Genomic DNA, 15,530 nt, shown 5'->3' with positions numbered 1-15,530 from the left:
CACCAAATATCAATCACGTACTGAAGGGATGTGGTATGTCTGATACTGCTGCGCAGCAATCCGCTGCCTCTGAATCTGTAATGGAAGGCTCCTTGCTCGACCAGGTCATGGCCAACAGTCGCATGGCGCCAGCTGACGAGGGCTACGATGTCGCCCGCAAAGGCGTTGCAACGTTTATTGCCAACCTGCTGAAAAGCGAAGAGAAAGGCCAGCCGGTCAACAAGGCACTGGTTGACCAGATGGTGGTCGAACTGGATCGCAAGATCAGCGCCCAGATGGATGAAATTCTGCATGCGCCCAAGCTGCAGGAACTGGAATCCTCCTGGCGTGGCCTCAAACTGATGGTTGATCGCACTGACTTCCGCGAAAATATCAAAGTGGATATTTTGCACGCCACGAAAACCGAACTTCTCGAAGACTTCGAGTTCGCTCCCGATGTCACCCAGACCGGCTTCTACAAGCACATTTATTCCACGGAATATGGCCAGTTCGGCGGCGAGCCCGTAGGTGCAGTTGTTGGTAATTATGCGTTCACACCGTCTACACCGGATATGAAGCTGCTGCAGTATGTATCGTCTGTTGGTGCCATGGCTCACGCGCCTTTCCTGTCCTCGGTTGCGCCGTCATTCTTTGGCGTAGACAGCTACCAGGAACTGCCGGCCATCAAGGAGCTGAAAGCCGTTTTTGAAGGCCCGAAGTACGCCAAGTGGCGCTCTCTGCGGGAATCCGAAGACGCCCGTTACCTGGGGCTCACATCACCACGCTTCCTGCTGCGGGTGCCCTACGATCCCACTGAAAACCCGGTGCGCAGCTTCAACTACAAGGAAGACGTTTCCGGCGATCACGAGCATTACCTGTGGGGCAACACCGCGTATTTGCTGGCTACCCGCCTGACGGAAAGCTTTGCCAAGTACCGCTGGTGCCCCAACATCATCGGCCCGCAAAGCGGTGGCGCAGTGGAAGATCTGCCGGTTCACCTGTTCGAATCCTTTGGCCAGCTGGAAGCCAAGATTCCTACAGAAGTGCTGATCACCGATCGCCGTGAATACGAAATGGCCGACGAAGGCTTTATCTCCCTCACCATGCGTAAGGGCAGCGATAACGCGGCCTTCTTCTCAGCCAACTCCGTACAAAAGCCCAAGCAGTTCCCGAACACCAAGGAAGGCAAGGAAGCGGAAACCAACTACAAGTTGGGTACCCAGTTGCCGTACATGATGATCGTTAACCGCCTGGCTCATTACATCAAGGTGCTGCAGCGCGAACAGATCGGTTCCTGGAAGGAGCGTCAGGATCTTGAGCGCGAACTGAACACCTGGATTCGCCAGTACGTGGCCGATCAGGAAAACCCGCCGGCCGAAGTACGCAGCCGCCGCCCATTGCGCGCAGCTCAGGTAACGGTTTCCGATGTAGAAGGCGATCCAGGCTGGTACCAGGTGTCTCTGGCTGTGCGTCCGCACTTCAAATACATGGGTGCCAACTTCGAGCTGTCGCTGGTAGGCCGCCTGGACAAGGATTAATCCGTGTTCAGTAGTGATGCACAACCCATGGGAGGCAGCCTGTTCGAACGATTGGAGCAGGCTGGTTCTCCGGAAGGGCAAAGCATGGGGGAAGTCACCCATGTGGTGGCTTCAATAAAACGCCACCTGGTTCGACTGCTCAATGCACATCCCGGCAATAGCGCCTGTGCGCCGGAACTGGGACTGCTGGACTTCAACGATGCGACTCTGGGTACCCACGATCTGAGTATCCAGATCCGCAGCGCAATTCGGCAGTGCATTGAGAAGTACGAACCGAGAGTAAAGCGGGTTGATGTGGTTGCTTTACCCCAGGGGCCAGACCCTTTGCAGTTACGGTTTCAGGTAACGGTATACCTGAACGTAGGCGCAGAAGACGACAAAACGACGATAGATCTATTACTGGATGACAAACGTTACTACCGAGTGACGTAACGAAACGATCAGCAAACACCAAGGATGGCAGGAGCCGGTGGGGATGCTTTTCTGCAGGGAAAAAAATGTCTGAGCGCAGCGAGTTGTTTTTTCCCGGAAGAAAAGTATACCGACCGGATCATACTCCCAAGGAAGCGGTAGTTGTATGAAGTTAAACCGATTTTACAGGGACGAACTGAGCTTTCTGCGATTGCAGGGGCGGGAGTTTGCTGAGGCTCACCCGCAGCTTACCCGATTTCTTTCTGAGCAAAGCACCGATCCTGATGTTGAGCGCTTGTTGGAAGGCTTTGCGTTTCTGACCGGGAAACTTCGGGAGAAAGTGGAAGATGAATTTCCAGAGCTGACCCATTCATTGCTGAACATGCTTTGGCCGAACTATCTTCGTCCGGTTCCGAGCTGCACCATTATGCGGTTTGATCCGCAGTTGCATTCCATCAGTGAGCGACAAAGGGTTGAGCGGCACACGGAAATCAAGAGCCGCCCTTTGGGAGATTCCACGCGCCAGACTCAGTGCCGGTTTCGTACTTGTCGGGCGGTGGATGTGTTTCCCATAAGTGTCGCCGATGCTCATGCTGAGCATTCCCGGGAAGTGTCGTCGATGACAGTAGACTTGGCGCTGCATACCGATCAACCGCTAAGCGCCCTGGATCTTGATAGTCTGCGCTTCTATCTGGGCGGGGATAATCATACGGCTGAAACGCTATATTTGTGGCTGAACCATTATCTCAGCCGCATGGAACTGGTGGTTGGCGAGTCGGTTTACAGCCTGCCGACTTCTTTGTTGAAACCTGTCGGTTTCGCCAGTGATGAGGCGCTTTTGCCTTATCCAAAGAACGCCTATTCCGGCTATCGGATTCTGCAGGAATACCTGAGTTTTCCTGAGGCGTTCCGGTTTGTGGACATTACCGGCCTGAAGAACCGCTTGCCGGCGGTTCAGGCGGATGAAATCAGTCTGCGTTTTCATTTCAGCCGGATTCTGCCGCCGGATGCCCGGGTTCGGGCTGAGAATATGCAACTTTACTGCACGCCGGCGGTGAATCTGTTTACCCATGAGGGTGAGCCGGTGGATCTCAACGGGCGTCAGACCGAGTACCGGATTCTGGCATCCAGCCGTTCGCCGGATCATTTTGAAGTGTTCAGCATTGAACAGGTGGAAGGCTGGCTGGAAGGTCGTTCCGGGCGGGGCGAGCGTCGGCTTTATACGGCGTTCGAGAGCTTTCAGCACGAAGTTGAGCGGGATCGTGGTCGCACAGCCCTGTATTACCGGGTTCGGGCCAAGGATAGCGTGCGTGGTGACGGCTTTGATCACTATATGTCGTTTGTTCGCGGCGATGAATCCGAGTGTATGGATCGCCAGGAAGCTATTTCCCTGACGCTGACCTGCACCAACCGGCAACTGCCGCAACAGCTGGCGGTTGGGGAAGTTTGCATGGCTACCGAAACCACGCCGGCGTTTGCGTCCTTCAGCAATATCACCCGTCCCACCGCTACCTTGAGGCCGACTCTGGATGGCAGCCTGTTGTGGACACTGATCTCCAATCTGTCGCTGAACTATCTCTCCATGCTGGATGTGGATGCCTTGCGCACCGTATTGCGTGTGTATGATTTCCGCGCACTGGTGGATCGCCAGGCGGAGCGGGTGTCCCAGAAGCGGCTTGCGGGTATCAGTGCCATTGAAACCAATCCGGTGGACAAGATGATCCGCGGGCTGCCGGTACGGGGAATTCGTTCGGTGATGAAGCTGGATCAACAGGCCTTTGCCTCGGAAGGCGATTTGTACCTGTTCGGCACCGTACTCAGCCAGTTCTTTGCGCTTTATGCCAGTATCAACGCATTTCACCAACTGGAAGTGGTGAATACAGATAATCAGGAACGGTATACATGGACGTTACAGCAAGGTCAGCAACCGCTGATGTAGCCGGCCTGCAACCCGTTCTGGGTAATGCGCGGCGGTACAGTTTTTTTCAGCTGGTGGATCTGATTCACCGGCACCACGGTGACGATCTGGAAGGCGGTCGCGACGAGCAACCGCAGCAGGAGCGTATCCGGTTTTCCGCCTCGGCGGGCCTCGGGTTTCCCGGTAGCGATGTGGTTTCCGCTTTGTCGCCGGAGCATGAGCACGGCCCCTACCAGATGGAAGTGAGTTTTCTGGGCCTGCACGGTTCACAGTCGCCGCTGCCGGGTTATTACCTTGAGGATCTCGCCTGGGAAGCGGGTCAGGATCTGGGTATTCGCCGGCATTTTCTGGATTTTTTCAATCACCGGCTGGTTACCCTGTTTCACCGGTCCTGGCGCAAATACCGTTACTACGTGCGTTTTCGCCCCGGCGCATCGGATGGCTTTTCCAATCTGATCTACGCCCTTATCGGCCTTGGCGATAGCCGATTGAGAGAAGCCACACCGGTTAACTGGTCAAAAATGCTGGCCTATTCCGGCTTGATGGCAGGCCGCAGCCGTTCGCCGGAAGTGGTCAGTGGCATTGTGGCTCATTGCTTTGATCTCGACCATGTGAGCATTGAGCAGTGGGTGTTACGCAAGGTCGCCATTGGTGAGGACCAGCAAACGCGCTTGGGCCAATGCAACGCTACGCTGGGGAACGACACCTTGGTCGGCTCGCAGATCCGTGATCGCAGCGGCAAGTTTATTCTGAGGATACGCAACCTCAGCCGTCAGCGTTTTGCAGACTTTCTACCCAACGGACAGGATCACCAAAGACTGGTGAAGCTGGTGGAATTCGCGACCCGAGAGCAGTTGGCTTACGACCTGGAATTGCAGATGCGCGGGCAGGATATTCGCCCGATGCAGATGGGGCAGGACATACGGTTGGGCTGGAATTCTTTTGTAACGCCAGAGAAATCCCGGCGCTGGCCAGCGGTTCGGATTCAGATACGCCGTTAATATGAAAAGGAATGCAATCATGGAAGAGCGGCAGGTAACCCGACTGAAGTTGACGGTCACCAACCCCGGCACAACACGCAGTGGCGCCGGCATTGAACACAGCTTTGGGCCCCGGGGTGGTTCCATCGGCACCGCCGAAAGTGACACCTGGCAATTGTCGGCGCACCGCACCGGCGCTGTTGCTGGCCATGCAGAAATCCGCCTTCTTGACGGAGGTTATTGCCTGATTGATCGCAGCGGTCGCACCTATATTAACAGCGCAACCCAGCCTGTTGGGCGCGGCCGTCGGGCCCGGTTGAACCAGGGCGATACTGTCAGTATTGGTCGCTACCGCATACGGGCAGAGTTAATAGCAGCGCAGGCGGGTTCGTCCACTGAACAGGAGCTGGAACTCCGCGAAGCGGCAGAAGACCGGCGATTGGTGGATATGGCCGAAGGTGAACTGGTACGCGGAGCTGCGCGTGATAGCGATATGCAGGTAGCTGAGCCGCTGGAAGGGCTGGCGCCGGCTGCCGCTGAAACCCCGAGCGCTGATCCCATGCTGCACTGGCAGGATGAGCCAGTTCGTGTAGACCAGGAAGAGCGCACACTGATGGCAAGCGAGCGCGCCTGGTTTGCCACGGAAACCGACGTAACGGATGAATACCGGGAAAATCGCGATGTGGCGATGGGCCTTCCGGTAAGGAGAGGAGAGAGAGACAGGATGTCAGAAACCCATAACGGCGCATTGGGCGAAGGTTCAGGTGAGAGAAGCCAGCCGCACAGCGATCAAAGCCGCAAACATATCAGTGCCACCCCTTTGATGCAGGGCATGGAAGCGGGGCTCGACTTTGCTGACAGTGATGGCATGCAGTTGTTCCTCGAAGAAGCCGGGCAGACCCTGAAAGCCACAATTGATGGTTTGCTGGCTCTGCACCAGGGCGAAGACAGCCGGCATCAGGCCCTGCGCACACGGTTGCAGCCCATCGAAGATAATCCTTTGCGTCTTGGCGGGGACTACGAAGAAACCGTGCAAACCCTGTTTGCCAGCCAGCGCAGCCCGGTGCACTTGTCGGCACCTGCCGCCGTGCAGGAAAGCCTGCAAAGCCTGAATCACCATCAGCAGGCAACTGGCGCGGCAATCAGTGAAGCGCTGGAAGCCATTCTTCATGCGTTTTCACCAGAAGCTCTGCTGCGCCGCTTCCATGGCTACCGCCGCGGCTTGCAGAAGAATGAGGATGAAGGCCGCTGGGCCTGGGATATGTACCAGCACTACTACAAAGAATTGAAATCGAGTCGTCAGCAGGGTTTTGAGCGCCTGTTTCAGGAAGTGTTCGATCAGGCTTACGACCAGCATTTGCGTCAACTACAAAGGGAGAACCTGGTGTGAAAACCTGCAAATGGAAGTTGCTGACGATGGCAGTAGTATTTGTGCTTGCAGGATGCAGCACACCCTATAACGCCGTAACCAAAACCGCGAAAGTACTCTGGGACCCCAGCATTCCTGTGGGTTATCCGGAAGATCTCCCCAGCCGGGTAGATCTGACTATGGTAGCCGAGCCGGGTGTGAACCCGAATGAGTCTCTGGCACCGACACCGATAGCCTTTCAGATTATTGAAATGCGCGACAGTTCCTTGTTGATGGCCGGTGATTTCGACCAGCTCCTGAACAACCTGAAAGACTCCCTGGGCCGGAACTACATCGAGCACAGCGATTACACCCTGCTGCCTGGCCAGTTCAAGTTTATAGAGCCGTTTGAGATCAGCAAGGACACCCGATTTATCGGCGTGATTGCCTTCTATGCCTACCCGAACCTGTCCCAGTGGAAGAAGGTGGTCAGGGTGGATCCTGTGGGTGGCCGTTACCACTTGCTTGTGAATCTGCGGGACAGGGAAGTCAAACTCAAGCGGTCGGAAGAAACCTGATGGCAGTTACAAATAGAGTCGTCTGGAGTGATGGGCTGTTTATCAAACCCCAGCACTTTCAGCAGCAGCAGCGGTATCTGGAACACCAGATCAACGAGCGGTCTCTGGCGGTTTCTGACTACCTGTATGGATTCAGCGATCTGGAGCTGAACGCGGAATACCTGAGCTTCGGGCGCGTGGGCCTGGTGCGTGCCAGCGGCCTGTTCCCGGATGGCACTCGCTTCAACCTGCCTCAAGACGATGTGATGCCAGAGCCTCTGGAAATCACCGATGCATCAGTGGCGAATCAGGTTGTGTACCTGGCTCTGCCGTTAGGTAACGATAGTCTGGCTGAAGTTGAGTGGCCAGATGCGCCTGCAGCCGGGCGCTTCCGGGCTCAGAGCACAGAGATCCGCGACTTGCATTCGATCGACGGCGACGCCCACATCATTGACGTGGCCCGAGTGGCGCCGCGCCTGATGCTGGAGCGGGATGACCGAAGCGCTTATGCGGCCGTGGCCATTGGCCGGATTCTGGAAAAACGTCCGGATGGCAGCCTGGTGATGGATCCGAATTTTATACCCACCATGCTCAGCGTTCGGTCGGCGCCCAAACTGCAGCGCTTTGTCGGTGAAATGGCCGGATTGATGCGTGAACGTGCGCGTAACATTGCAGAACGTGTTGGCGCGCCAGGGCAGGGCGGTGTTGCCGATGTGGCGGATTTCATGCTGCTGCAGATGCTTAACCGGGCACACCCGAGATTCATGCACCTGGCTCGTTTGCGCCAGCTGCATCCGGAGCGTCTGTACGAAGTTCTTTTGGAACTCTGCGGCGAGTTGGTGACATTCACCGACGAAAGCCGGCTGCCACGGGAATATCCCCCCTATGATCACGATCTTCCCGAAGACAGCTTTACACCGCTGATGCAGGTATTGCGGCAATCCCTGAGCACGGTGTTGGAGCCGCGGGCTCTGGCTATTCAGTTGCAGCAGCGCCAGTACGGCCTGACGGTCGCGCCGGTTCAGGACGGCCAGTTAATCAACGGTGCCGAGTTCATTCTGGCGGTGAAAGCCGATATGCCCCTGGACGACCTACGCAAGCAGTTTACCCAGCAGTGCAAGGTGGCCTCCGTGGAGAAAATTCGCGATCTCATCAGCCTGCAGCTGCCGGGCATTCCGCTGTCTGCGCTGCCAGTGGCACCGCGCCAGCTGCCGTATCACGCAGGATTTGTGTACTTCCGGCTGGACGATCAAAGCCAGGCCTGGCAGATGCTCGACAACGCCAGTGGTTTTGCCTTCCACGTGGCGGGCAGCTTCCCGGGCCTGGAAATGCAGTTCTGGGCAATCAGGAGCTAAATTATGACAAATGCACAGGTAATGGATTTACCCAATGGCAGCAGGCAGTCCGGCGGCAGTGCATTCAGTGATCTGTTGTTTGCCGACGAGCAGCCGCAAAACGGCGCGTCCGGCAATGAATTTGGCAATGACCAGTTCCAGCTCCGGGGGCTGGAAGACAACCGCCTGACGGATGCCGCTACGCCTTTGCTTGGGCTGGTTATCCGGATTCGCCGGCTGGCGGACTATCGCGCCGTTGAAAGCCTCTACCAGCAGGTAGTGGACGAAGTGGCCGCCATAGATCGCGAGCTGATCGAGCAGGGCTATGAACGCCCCACCGTGGTGGCCTATCGCTACGTGCTTTGTGCCTTCATTGATGAAGCGGTGCTTGGTACGGACTGGGGTGCCCACAGTGTCTGGTCGCAGCATTCGCTGCTGTCGCGCTTTCACAACGAAACCTGGGGTGGCGAGAAGGTCTTCGCCATACTCGCGCGCATGGAGCAGGAGCCGGCGCGCTACAAGGACATGCTCGGGTTTATTTACCTCTGCCTGTGCCTGGGTTTTGAAGGCCGGTACAAAGTGATGGAAAACGGCCGCGACGAATACGAACAGATATTGAGAGGGCTTCATGAGCAGCTGCAATCGCTCCGGGAAAACTCTGACCCCGAGCCTCTGGCAGACGCACAAATCAACGTAACACCGGCGCGCAATCGTCTGCGCAGTGGCCTGCCGATCTGGGTAATTGCCGGGGTGTTCGCAGCAGCCATGGCGGGAATATATAGCTTATACAACATAGCGCTGGAAGAACGCATCAGGGATGTGCTCAGCGTATTGGAACAACTACCGAAATAAGGATATCACTGTGATTCGGGTAGAACTGCCAGCGCTCATCGGGCGCCTCAACGACATTTGCCGCAATGGCCTGGAAGCCTCCGCGGCCCTTTGCATCAGCCGCCAGGGTGCGGAAATTACCCCGGCCCACCTGCTGTTCAAACTGCTGGAAACGCCGTTTTCCGACGTGCGCCAGATTCTTGAGCAGGCCGGTATCAACCATCAGGAATTCCAGCCCATTGTGGGTGAAAGCCTGAACGGCGAGCTGCAAACGGCGGAGCCGTATCCGTCGTTTTCGCCACTGCTGATCGACCTGCTGCAGGACGCCTGGCTGTTGGCCTCCACCGAGCTGGGGCATCGGAACTTGCGCTCCGGCGCCATCTTTCTGGCCTTGCTGATGAACGCCGACCGCTACCTCATGCCCCAGGTCAGCCAGCAACTCCGGGACATTAACCGGGAGCAACTGCGCCGGCAGTTCGACACCATGACCGCAGGCTCCGCCGAGCGCCCGGAAATAGCGCAAGGCGAAGCAGGCGCGCCTCAGGTTGAGGCGGATATGGACCCGCTCAAGCGCTACGCCACCGATTTTACTGCACTGGCCCGTGCCGGAAAGCTGGATCCTGTAGTGTGCCGCGACGCCGAAATCGACCAGATGATCGACATCCTCTGCCGCCGACGCAAGAACAACCCCATCGTAGTAGGGGATGCCGGAGTTGGTAAAAGTGCCATCGTGGAAGGCCTCGCCTTGCGCATCGTCAATGCCGAAGTACCTGAGCGCCTGCAAAAAGTAGAGCTGTGGACTCTCGATATGGGCGCGCTACAGGCGGGTGCCTCGGTAAAAGGCGAATTCGAGAAGCGCCTCAAAGGCGTGATTGAAGCGGTGAAAGCCTCAACCACCCCCATCATCCTGTTCATCGACGAAGCCCATACCCTGATCGGTGCCGGCAACAGCGAAGGTGGCTCCGACGCCGCCAACCTGCTCAAGCCTGCTCTGGCTCGCGGCGAACTGCGCACCATCGCCGCGACTACGTGGCGCGAATACAAAAAGTACTTCGAAAAAGACCCGGCCCTCAGCCGCCGCTTCCAGCCAGTGGCCCTGGATGAGCCCAGCCCGGCACAAGCGGTACACATTCTCCGTGGCCTGCGCACCGTGTATGAAAAAGCCCACCAGGTACTCATCGCCGACAGCGCCCTGAAAGCCGCCTCCGAAATGTCTGCCCGCTACCTGGCAGGCCGACAGCTCCCGGACAAAGCCATCGACGTACTGGACACTGCCTGCGCCCGGGTCAGCCTCAACCTGAGCACGCCACCGCGCAAACTTAGCCACGTGCGCAGTGAACTGCACCAGCTCTCCATGGAGCAGGAACTGCTGAACCGGGAGCACACCCTCGGCCAGAGCGTCGACACCGACCGGGAAGCGGAACTGGAGCAACGCATTGCCGAACTGAATGAACAGGCCGCCGAACTGGAAGAAAGCTGGAACACCCAGCGCGACATGGTGGCGCGCCTGGTGGACATCCGCGAACAACTGCTCAACCCGGCCGACGTTCAGGAAACCATTGCAAAAGACGAAGCCGATACCGAAGCCGACATTGGTGCATTGCCCGAACAGGCTGGCCTGGAAGAACACCCCAGCCTGCAAAACGAAGCCGCCGCCCTCGAACAGGAGCTGGCGGAACTGCAAGCTGATGAGCCCCTGGTGCATGCCCGGGTAGACGCCCGCCAGATTGCCGAAGTCATCGCCGACTGGACCGGCATCCCCGTCAACAGCATGACTACCGACGAGCTGGAAAAAATCACCCATTTACCGGCGTACCTGCAAGCCCACATCAAAGGCCAGGACACCGCCATTGATTGCCTGCACCAGCACCTGCTAACCGCCCGCGCCGACCTCCGCCGCCCCGGCCGCCCCATGGGTGCCTTCCTGCTGGTGGGCCCCAGCGGCGTGGGCAAAACCGAAACCGTGGTACAACTGGCCGAACTCCTCTACGGCGGCCGCCAGTTCCTCACCACCATCAACATGTCCGAATACCAGGAGAAACACACCGTGTCCCGCCTGATCGGCTCACCACCCGGCTACGTCGGCTATGGCGAAGGCGGCATACTCACCGAAGCCATCCGCCAGAAACCCTATTCTGTGGTGCTGTTGGATGAAGTCGAAAAAGCCCACCCGGAAGTCCTCAACTTGTTCTACCAGGCCTTCGACAAAGGCGAACTGGCGGACGGCGAAGGCAGGTTGATCGATTGCAAAAACATCGTCTTCTTCCTGACCTCCAACCTCGGCTACCAGACCATCGTCAACCACGCCGAACACCCGGAGAAAATCGAAGAAGCCCTCTACCCGGAACTGGCCGACTTCTTCAAACCCGCGTTGCTGGCAAGAATGGAAGTCGTACCTTACCTGCCGCTGGGCGAAGACACCCTCAACCGCATCGTCGGCGACAAACTGGAACGCCTGGCCCAGCAAATCCGTGACCGTTACCACACCGAAGTGGTGATGGAAGACGGCCTGGTAGAAGCCATCCGCAGCCGCGCAACCAGAAGCGAAAACGGTGCGCGTATGCTGGAATCGATCATTGAAGGTGAGCTGTTGCCGCCGATCTCGTTGGCGTTGCTGGAGAAACTGGCAGCCAAAGAGCCGGTTAAGCAAGTAACTCTGGGCGTTTCCGAAAACAGGTTTTCAGGCACCGTAGCTTAGGCCAACCGAGATCTAGCGCAGCGTGGGGTCAGTACAGAACCGGATAACAGGAACATAAGGGAAAAGAAAATGGGACGGATGCAGATGGAACTGCACACCGGCATAGAGCTGGCAGTCGCACTGACACGCCAAACCACATTGCCGGATTTGCTGAAAACAGCCACCACACAGCTGGAAAATGCCTTCGGCCTGACCCGCTGCTGGGCACTCGAACTCGACCTCAGCGGCCGCACACTGCACTGCAGCAACCTGGCTGAAACCGGCGAATTCGACTGCGGCGACTTCAGCCACCCCTTCGCCCACCTACTGCAAACCGGCAAAGCCCGCGAACTCACACGGGCCGCCAGCTATCGCCTCGATCACCCCGGCTTCCAAAGCCTCATCGAAGCCAGCGGCCGCCCAAAATCCCTGTGGCTCGAACCGCTCAAAGGCGACGACGGCCGAACCCTCGGTATACTCATACTCTGCCGGGACGAATCCGACTGGGATGGCATCACTGCCCAACCCCTGTATTGCGGCCTCCTGCACCTGCTAAAGCACCAGTGGATCGCCCAGCTGCAAAGCCGTGATCAGGTGTGGCAACGCCGCCTGCTTAAACGCTCCCTGGACAACCTGCACGACGCAGAAACCCTGCGCAAACGCAGCGAAACCCTGGCCCGCACCCTTGTGGGACCCTCAGAATCCATGACCAGCCTGCGCGCCCAGATTGTTCGCGCAGCCGGCAGCCAGCTGTCTGTGCTGGTGCAGGGCGAAACCGGTTGCGGCAAAGACGTCGTGGCCAGAGGCATTCACGAGCTATCAGACCGCGCCGACGGCCCCATGGTGGTGGTCAATTGCGCCGCCATTCCGGACAGCCTGCTGGAGAGCGAACTCTTCGGCCACACCAAAGGCGCCTTCTCCGGTGCCGACCAGGCCAAAGAAGGGCTTTTGGCTCAAGCCAATGGCGGCACCCTGTTTCTGGACGAAATCGGCGACATGCCCATGGCCCTGCAGTCCAAATTGTTGCGAGTGCTGGAAAGCCGCCAATTTCGCCCCCTCGGAGCACAAAAGGAACAGCACTCCGATTTCCGACTGGTCGCGGCGACCCACCAGCCTCTGCGCCAGAGTATTGAAGACGGCAACTTCCGCCGTGATCTGTTCTACCGCCTGAGCCAGTTCCCGCTGCAGATCATGCCACTGCGTGAACGCCTGGATGACCTTGAAGCCCTCAGCCGCCATTTTATTCGCCTGTATACCGAGCGTGAAGGTGCCGGGCCTTTGGGCATCAGCAGCCACGCACTGCGCGCCCTCGCAACCTACGATTTTCCCGGCAATGCCCGTGAACTACGCAACATCATCGAGCTGGCCTGCCTGCAGACTCCCGCAGGAGATGACATTCAGCCGGAAATACTCCGGCTCACCGACATGTTCCCAAGCCTGGCAGGCCCGGAAACGCATGGGGCAGTAGCATGCAGTTCCGATGAGCAAGTGGTGTCTGGCACGGAAGATATTCGGGATCTCAAGGCAGCCGCCCAGGCATTTGAAGCGGCGGTTATCCGTGATCGCTTGCGCCAGTATGGCGGCAACCGTGCCCAGGCCGCCGAGAGCTTGGGCCTGCCCAAGCGCACACTCGCCCACAAATGCTTGAAATATCAGGTTGCCGAATCATGAAGCACCCGAACGCCCCGACTCGCTCCAGCTTGCGCCCACTCCCTCTTGGTGCTGTCGCACTGGGCCTGCTTTGTTTCGGCGCCGCTAGCCTGGCGGATGTACCTACGCAAGCCCAGGCTGACTTGCTGGAAGATGCGCGCGGGTGCACCAGCGAAACCCAGAGGCTGGAGCGGTTGGCGTGTTTTGACGAGGTTTTTGGTACCCCTCTGGCAGAGGCTGATGCCGCAACCGGGCCCAATGCCGGAGTGCGCCGCATGGTCGGCTCCCTGCGCTGGCAAGAGGCCTACGCACAGCAGAGTGCTGAGCCTTCTTCTGGCAGCCTGAGCTACCGTAATACGGGGCAGACCGCCGGCCTTCTGGTGACCGTCCCCGCGTTGGGCGCAAAACCGCCACGGCCTCTGCTGGCCCTCCAGTGCCACAACAACATTACCGAGCTGACCCTGATGCTGCCGGAGCCTCTGGATGCAGAACGGGTAAACCTTAGGCTTGGCACCACAGACGCCGCCGGCCAAGGTGCCTGGCGGGTGCGTGATAATGGCTACGTGCTCAGCATCGGGCGCGGCCTGCCGGCTATCCGGGCGGTCAAGGCGATAGAGCACAAAACTGATATCCGCGTTTATTCCGAAAACAGTCGCATAGACGGTCTGCTATTCGATCTGACCGGTTTTGAAACTGCCATTCGCCCGCTTCGTGAAAGTTGTGGCTGGTAGTCGAGTACAAACGCAAGGACGCGAGGAACGAAGGACATGCAGGTAATAGAACAGCATCCCTACATTGAGCAGGTTGTCACCCCGCTGGAAGGCGAGTCGCCAACCGGTCACGGGCTGGGAGAGGATGCGGCGCTCGGGTTCCTTGAAGACGAAATCATGAAAATCGGCTCCCTTGCCCATACCGATATTGATTGGGGCAAGGTTGAGAGCGAATCCCTGAAAATACTCTCTGCTCGTAGCAAGGATTTGAAAGTTTTCGGCTTTCTCCTGATTGCCTTGCAACGGGGTGTTGATGGAGAACGCTTTGCGCTTTCGCTGTACCTGCTCCAGCAAGTGCTGGAAAGCTGGTGGGACGATGGTTGGCCATACCCGGGCGATAAGGGTAAGCGCGCGCGGAAAATGATGTTCACGCAAATGCTGCAGCGGGCGGCCAAAGGTGTGGTAGGCAGCTCCTTTGATGCCAGTGTGGGCGATGGCCGACGTTTTTGCCTTGACGTGCTGGCAAAACTTGAGGCGCAAGCGCAACAGAAAGAGCTGCCTGATGATGCGCTGGTGGATCTCAAACGAGCTGTTGAAAAACTACCCCAGGCCCAGGAGGTTGGTGGTCAATCGGGAGCGAGCGCAGAGGCAACTTCTGAGCGCTCTACTGCTGCAAGTGATAACGCCAAAACGGCGCCAGCACCTTCCGCTACGCCAGCCAGCCCGGCACTTGGCGCCCTGACGCTGGACCCGAGTAATGAGCGGGCTACCCGCCAGAGTTTGTTGAAAGTGGCAGATTTGCTGACCGGCACCGAGCCCGAGCGGCCCCTGGGTTACCAGATTCGCCGGTACGCCATCTGGCAGAGCATTACTTCGGTACCGCCAACCCGGGATGGCAAACGCTCTGACCTGGCCGCCGTAAGTGCGGATCGCGTTGCGGAATACCGTGAAGCTCTGGAAAAAGCGCCCGATCAGTCGCTTTGGCAGCGCATAGAACAAAGCCTGTCGGTCAGCCCCTTCTGGCTTGAAGGCCACCGACTCAGTGCCGGTGTGGCCGCGGCTTTGGGATGTGATGCCTGCGCTGAGGCCATTCGTGCAGCCGTGAACGAATTTGTGGAACGACTGCCGCAGCTGGCGGAACTGACTTTTAACGATGGCACCCCGTTTCTATCACCGGAAGCCCAGGAGTGGCTTTGGTCTGCGCCTGCCCATACCCAGGGGCAATCTGGCGGCAGTGCCAGCCCATGGGAGCAAGCCTATGACACTGCGCGGGAGCTGATTGCCCAGAAAGGGCTGGCGCAGGCTATGCAATTGCTTGAAGACGGGCTTGCGGGCGCCCGCGAGCCACGGGAGCAGTTCTACTGGCGCTTGGCATCGGCACGGCTGATGAAGGAAAGCGGCCTGGTGAGCCTGGCGTCACGACAGATCCAGGACTTGCAACAACAGATAAGTGGTTTGGTTATCGAAGATTGGGAGCCAGCACTCCTGAAACAACTTGAACGACTGTCCTGAGAGCTTTGGGCGTGTGTTGCCAGAGCTCTCAGTAACGAATCAACGAACTAGCCTGTCGAAAGACTGACTTTTGGAACACGGATAC

General features: G+C 58.0%; 12 protein-coding genes. All 12 read left to right on the top strand.

The window, feature by feature from the left end; genetic code table 11:
* The first annotated feature begins 35 nt into the window (after window positions 1-35).
* The 12 genes from tssC (at window position 36) to tssA (ending at window position 15,445) form a co-directional block, all read left to right on the top strand.
* Window positions 36-1,517: a type VI secretion system contractile sheath large subunit gene (tssC, locus tag FE848_RS08505; protein ID WP_200202361.1), complete on the top strand. Its 1,482-nt coding sequence runs from the start codon at window positions 36-38 to the stop codon at window positions 1,515-1,517.
* A 27-nt stretch (window positions 1,518-1,544) separates the two neighbouring features.
* Window positions 1,545-1,949, top strand: a complete 405-nt coding sequence (gene tssE, locus FE848_RS08500) for a type VI secretion system baseplate subunit TssE (protein ID WP_200202475.1) — start codon at window positions 1,545-1,547, stop codon at window positions 1,947-1,949.
* A gap of 145 nt (window positions 1,950-2,094) precedes the next feature.
* A complete protein-coding gene (tssF, locus tag FE848_RS08495) occupies window positions 2,095-3,867 on the top strand; it encodes a type VI secretion system baseplate subunit TssF (protein WP_200202360.1) in 1,773 nt (590 codons plus the stop codon).
* Window positions 3,831-4,847, top strand: a complete 1,017-nt coding sequence (gene tssG / locus FE848_RS08490; RefSeq protein WP_200202359.1) for a type VI secretion system baseplate subunit TssG — start codon at window positions 3,831-3,833, stop codon at window positions 4,845-4,847. The genes tssF and tssG overlap by 37 nt, the downstream gene beginning before the upstream one ends.
* Before the next feature lie 19 nt (window positions 4,848-4,866).
* Window positions 4,867-6,216 carry a type VI secretion system-associated FHA domain protein TagH gene (tagH, locus tag FE848_RS08485; protein ID WP_200202358.1) on the top strand — a complete coding sequence of 450 codons (1,350 nt, stop codon included), beginning with the start codon at window positions 4,867-4,869 and terminating at the stop codon, window positions 6,214-6,216.
* Window positions 6,213-6,752, top strand: a complete 540-nt coding sequence (tssJ, locus tag FE848_RS08480) for a type VI secretion system lipoprotein TssJ (RefSeq protein ID WP_200202357.1) — start codon at window positions 6,213-6,215, stop codon at window positions 6,750-6,752. The genes tagH and tssJ overlap by 4 nt, the downstream gene beginning before the upstream one ends.
* Window positions 6,752-8,086 (top strand): type VI secretion system baseplate subunit TssK, encoded by a 1,335-nt coding sequence (tssK, locus tag FE848_RS08475; RefSeq protein WP_200202356.1) that lies wholly within the window; start codon window positions 6,752-6,754, stop codon window positions 8,084-8,086. The genes tssJ and tssK overlap by 1 nt, the downstream gene beginning before the upstream one ends.
* A gap of 3 nt (window positions 8,087-8,089) precedes the next feature.
* Window positions 8,090-8,917, top strand: a complete 828-nt coding sequence (gene icmH / locus FE848_RS08470; RefSeq protein WP_200202355.1) for a type IVB secretion system protein IcmH/DotU — start codon at window positions 8,090-8,092, stop codon at window positions 8,915-8,917.
* A gap of 10 nt (window positions 8,918-8,927) precedes the next feature.
* Window positions 8,928-11,594, top strand: a complete 2,667-nt coding sequence (tssH, locus tag FE848_RS08465; RefSeq protein ID WP_200202354.1) for a type VI secretion system ATPase TssH — start codon at window positions 8,928-8,930, stop codon at window positions 11,592-11,594.
* 78 nt (window positions 11,595-11,672) lie between these two features.
* Entirely contained in the window at window positions 11,673-13,244 is a 1,572-nt protein-coding gene (locus tag FE848_RS08460; protein WP_200202474.1) for a sigma-54 interaction domain-containing protein, read from the top strand.
* The gene (vasI, locus tag FE848_RS08455; protein ID WP_200202353.1) at window positions 13,241-13,954 is read left to right on the top strand and encodes a type VI secretion system-associated protein VasI; all 714 of its coding nucleotides are present in this window, start codon (window positions 13,241-13,243) and stop codon (window positions 13,952-13,954) included. The genes FE848_RS08460 and vasI overlap by 4 nt, the downstream gene beginning before the upstream one ends.
* A 36-nt stretch (window positions 13,955-13,990) precedes the next feature.
* Entirely contained in the window at window positions 13,991-15,445 is a 1,455-nt protein-coding gene (gene tssA, locus FE848_RS08450; protein WP_200202352.1) for a type VI secretion system protein TssA, read from the top strand.
* The last annotated feature ends 85 nt before the right edge of the window (window positions 15,446-15,530 follow it).

This window comes from Marinobacter sp. 1-3A, assembly GCF_016597775.1.
Taxonomy (GTDB): domain Bacteria; phylum Pseudomonadota; class Gammaproteobacteria; order Pseudomonadales; family Oleiphilaceae; genus Marinobacter; species Marinobacter xiaoshiensis.
Note: the sequence above shows the minus strand (reverse complement) of the source record. Positions and strands in the feature narration are given on the sequence as shown.

What these genes read in the sequence shown, in the direction of transcription:
- tssC (WP_200202361.1), top strand. Translation starts at nt 36, where the DNA reads ATGTCTGATACTGCTGCGCAGCAATCCGCTGCCTCTGAATCTGTAATG.
- tssE (WP_200202475.1), top strand. Translation starts at nt 1,545, where the DNA reads ATGGGAGGCAGCCTGTTCGAACGATTGGAGCAGGCTGGTTCTCCGGAA.
- tssF (WP_200202360.1), top strand. Translation starts at nt 2,095, where the DNA reads ATGAAGTTAAACCGATTTTACAGGGACGAACTGAGCTTTCTGCGATTG.
- tssG (WP_200202359.1), top strand. Translation starts at nt 3,831, where the DNA reads ATGGACGTTACAGCAAGGTCAGCAACCGCTGATGTAGCCGGCCTGCAA.
- tagH (WP_200202358.1), top strand. Translation starts at nt 4,867, where the DNA reads ATGGAAGAGCGGCAGGTAACCCGACTGAAGTTGACGGTCACCAACCCC.
- tssK (WP_200202356.1), top strand. Translation starts at nt 6,752, where the DNA reads ATGGCAGTTACAAATAGAGTCGTCTGGAGTGATGGGCTGTTTATCAAA.
- icmH (WP_200202355.1), top strand. Translation starts at nt 8,090, where the DNA reads ATGACAAATGCACAGGTAATGGATTTACCCAATGGCAGCAGGCAGTCC.
- FE848_RS08460 (WP_200202474.1), top strand. Translation starts at nt 11,673, where the DNA reads ATGCAGATGGAACTGCACACCGGCATAGAGCTGGCAGTCGCACTGACA.
- vasI (WP_200202353.1), top strand. Translation starts at nt 13,241, where the DNA reads ATGAAGCACCCGAACGCCCCGACTCGCTCCAGCTTGCGCCCACTCCCT.
- tssA (WP_200202352.1), top strand. Translation starts at nt 13,991, where the DNA reads ATGCAGGTAATAGAACAGCATCCCTACATTGAGCAGGTTGTCACCCCG.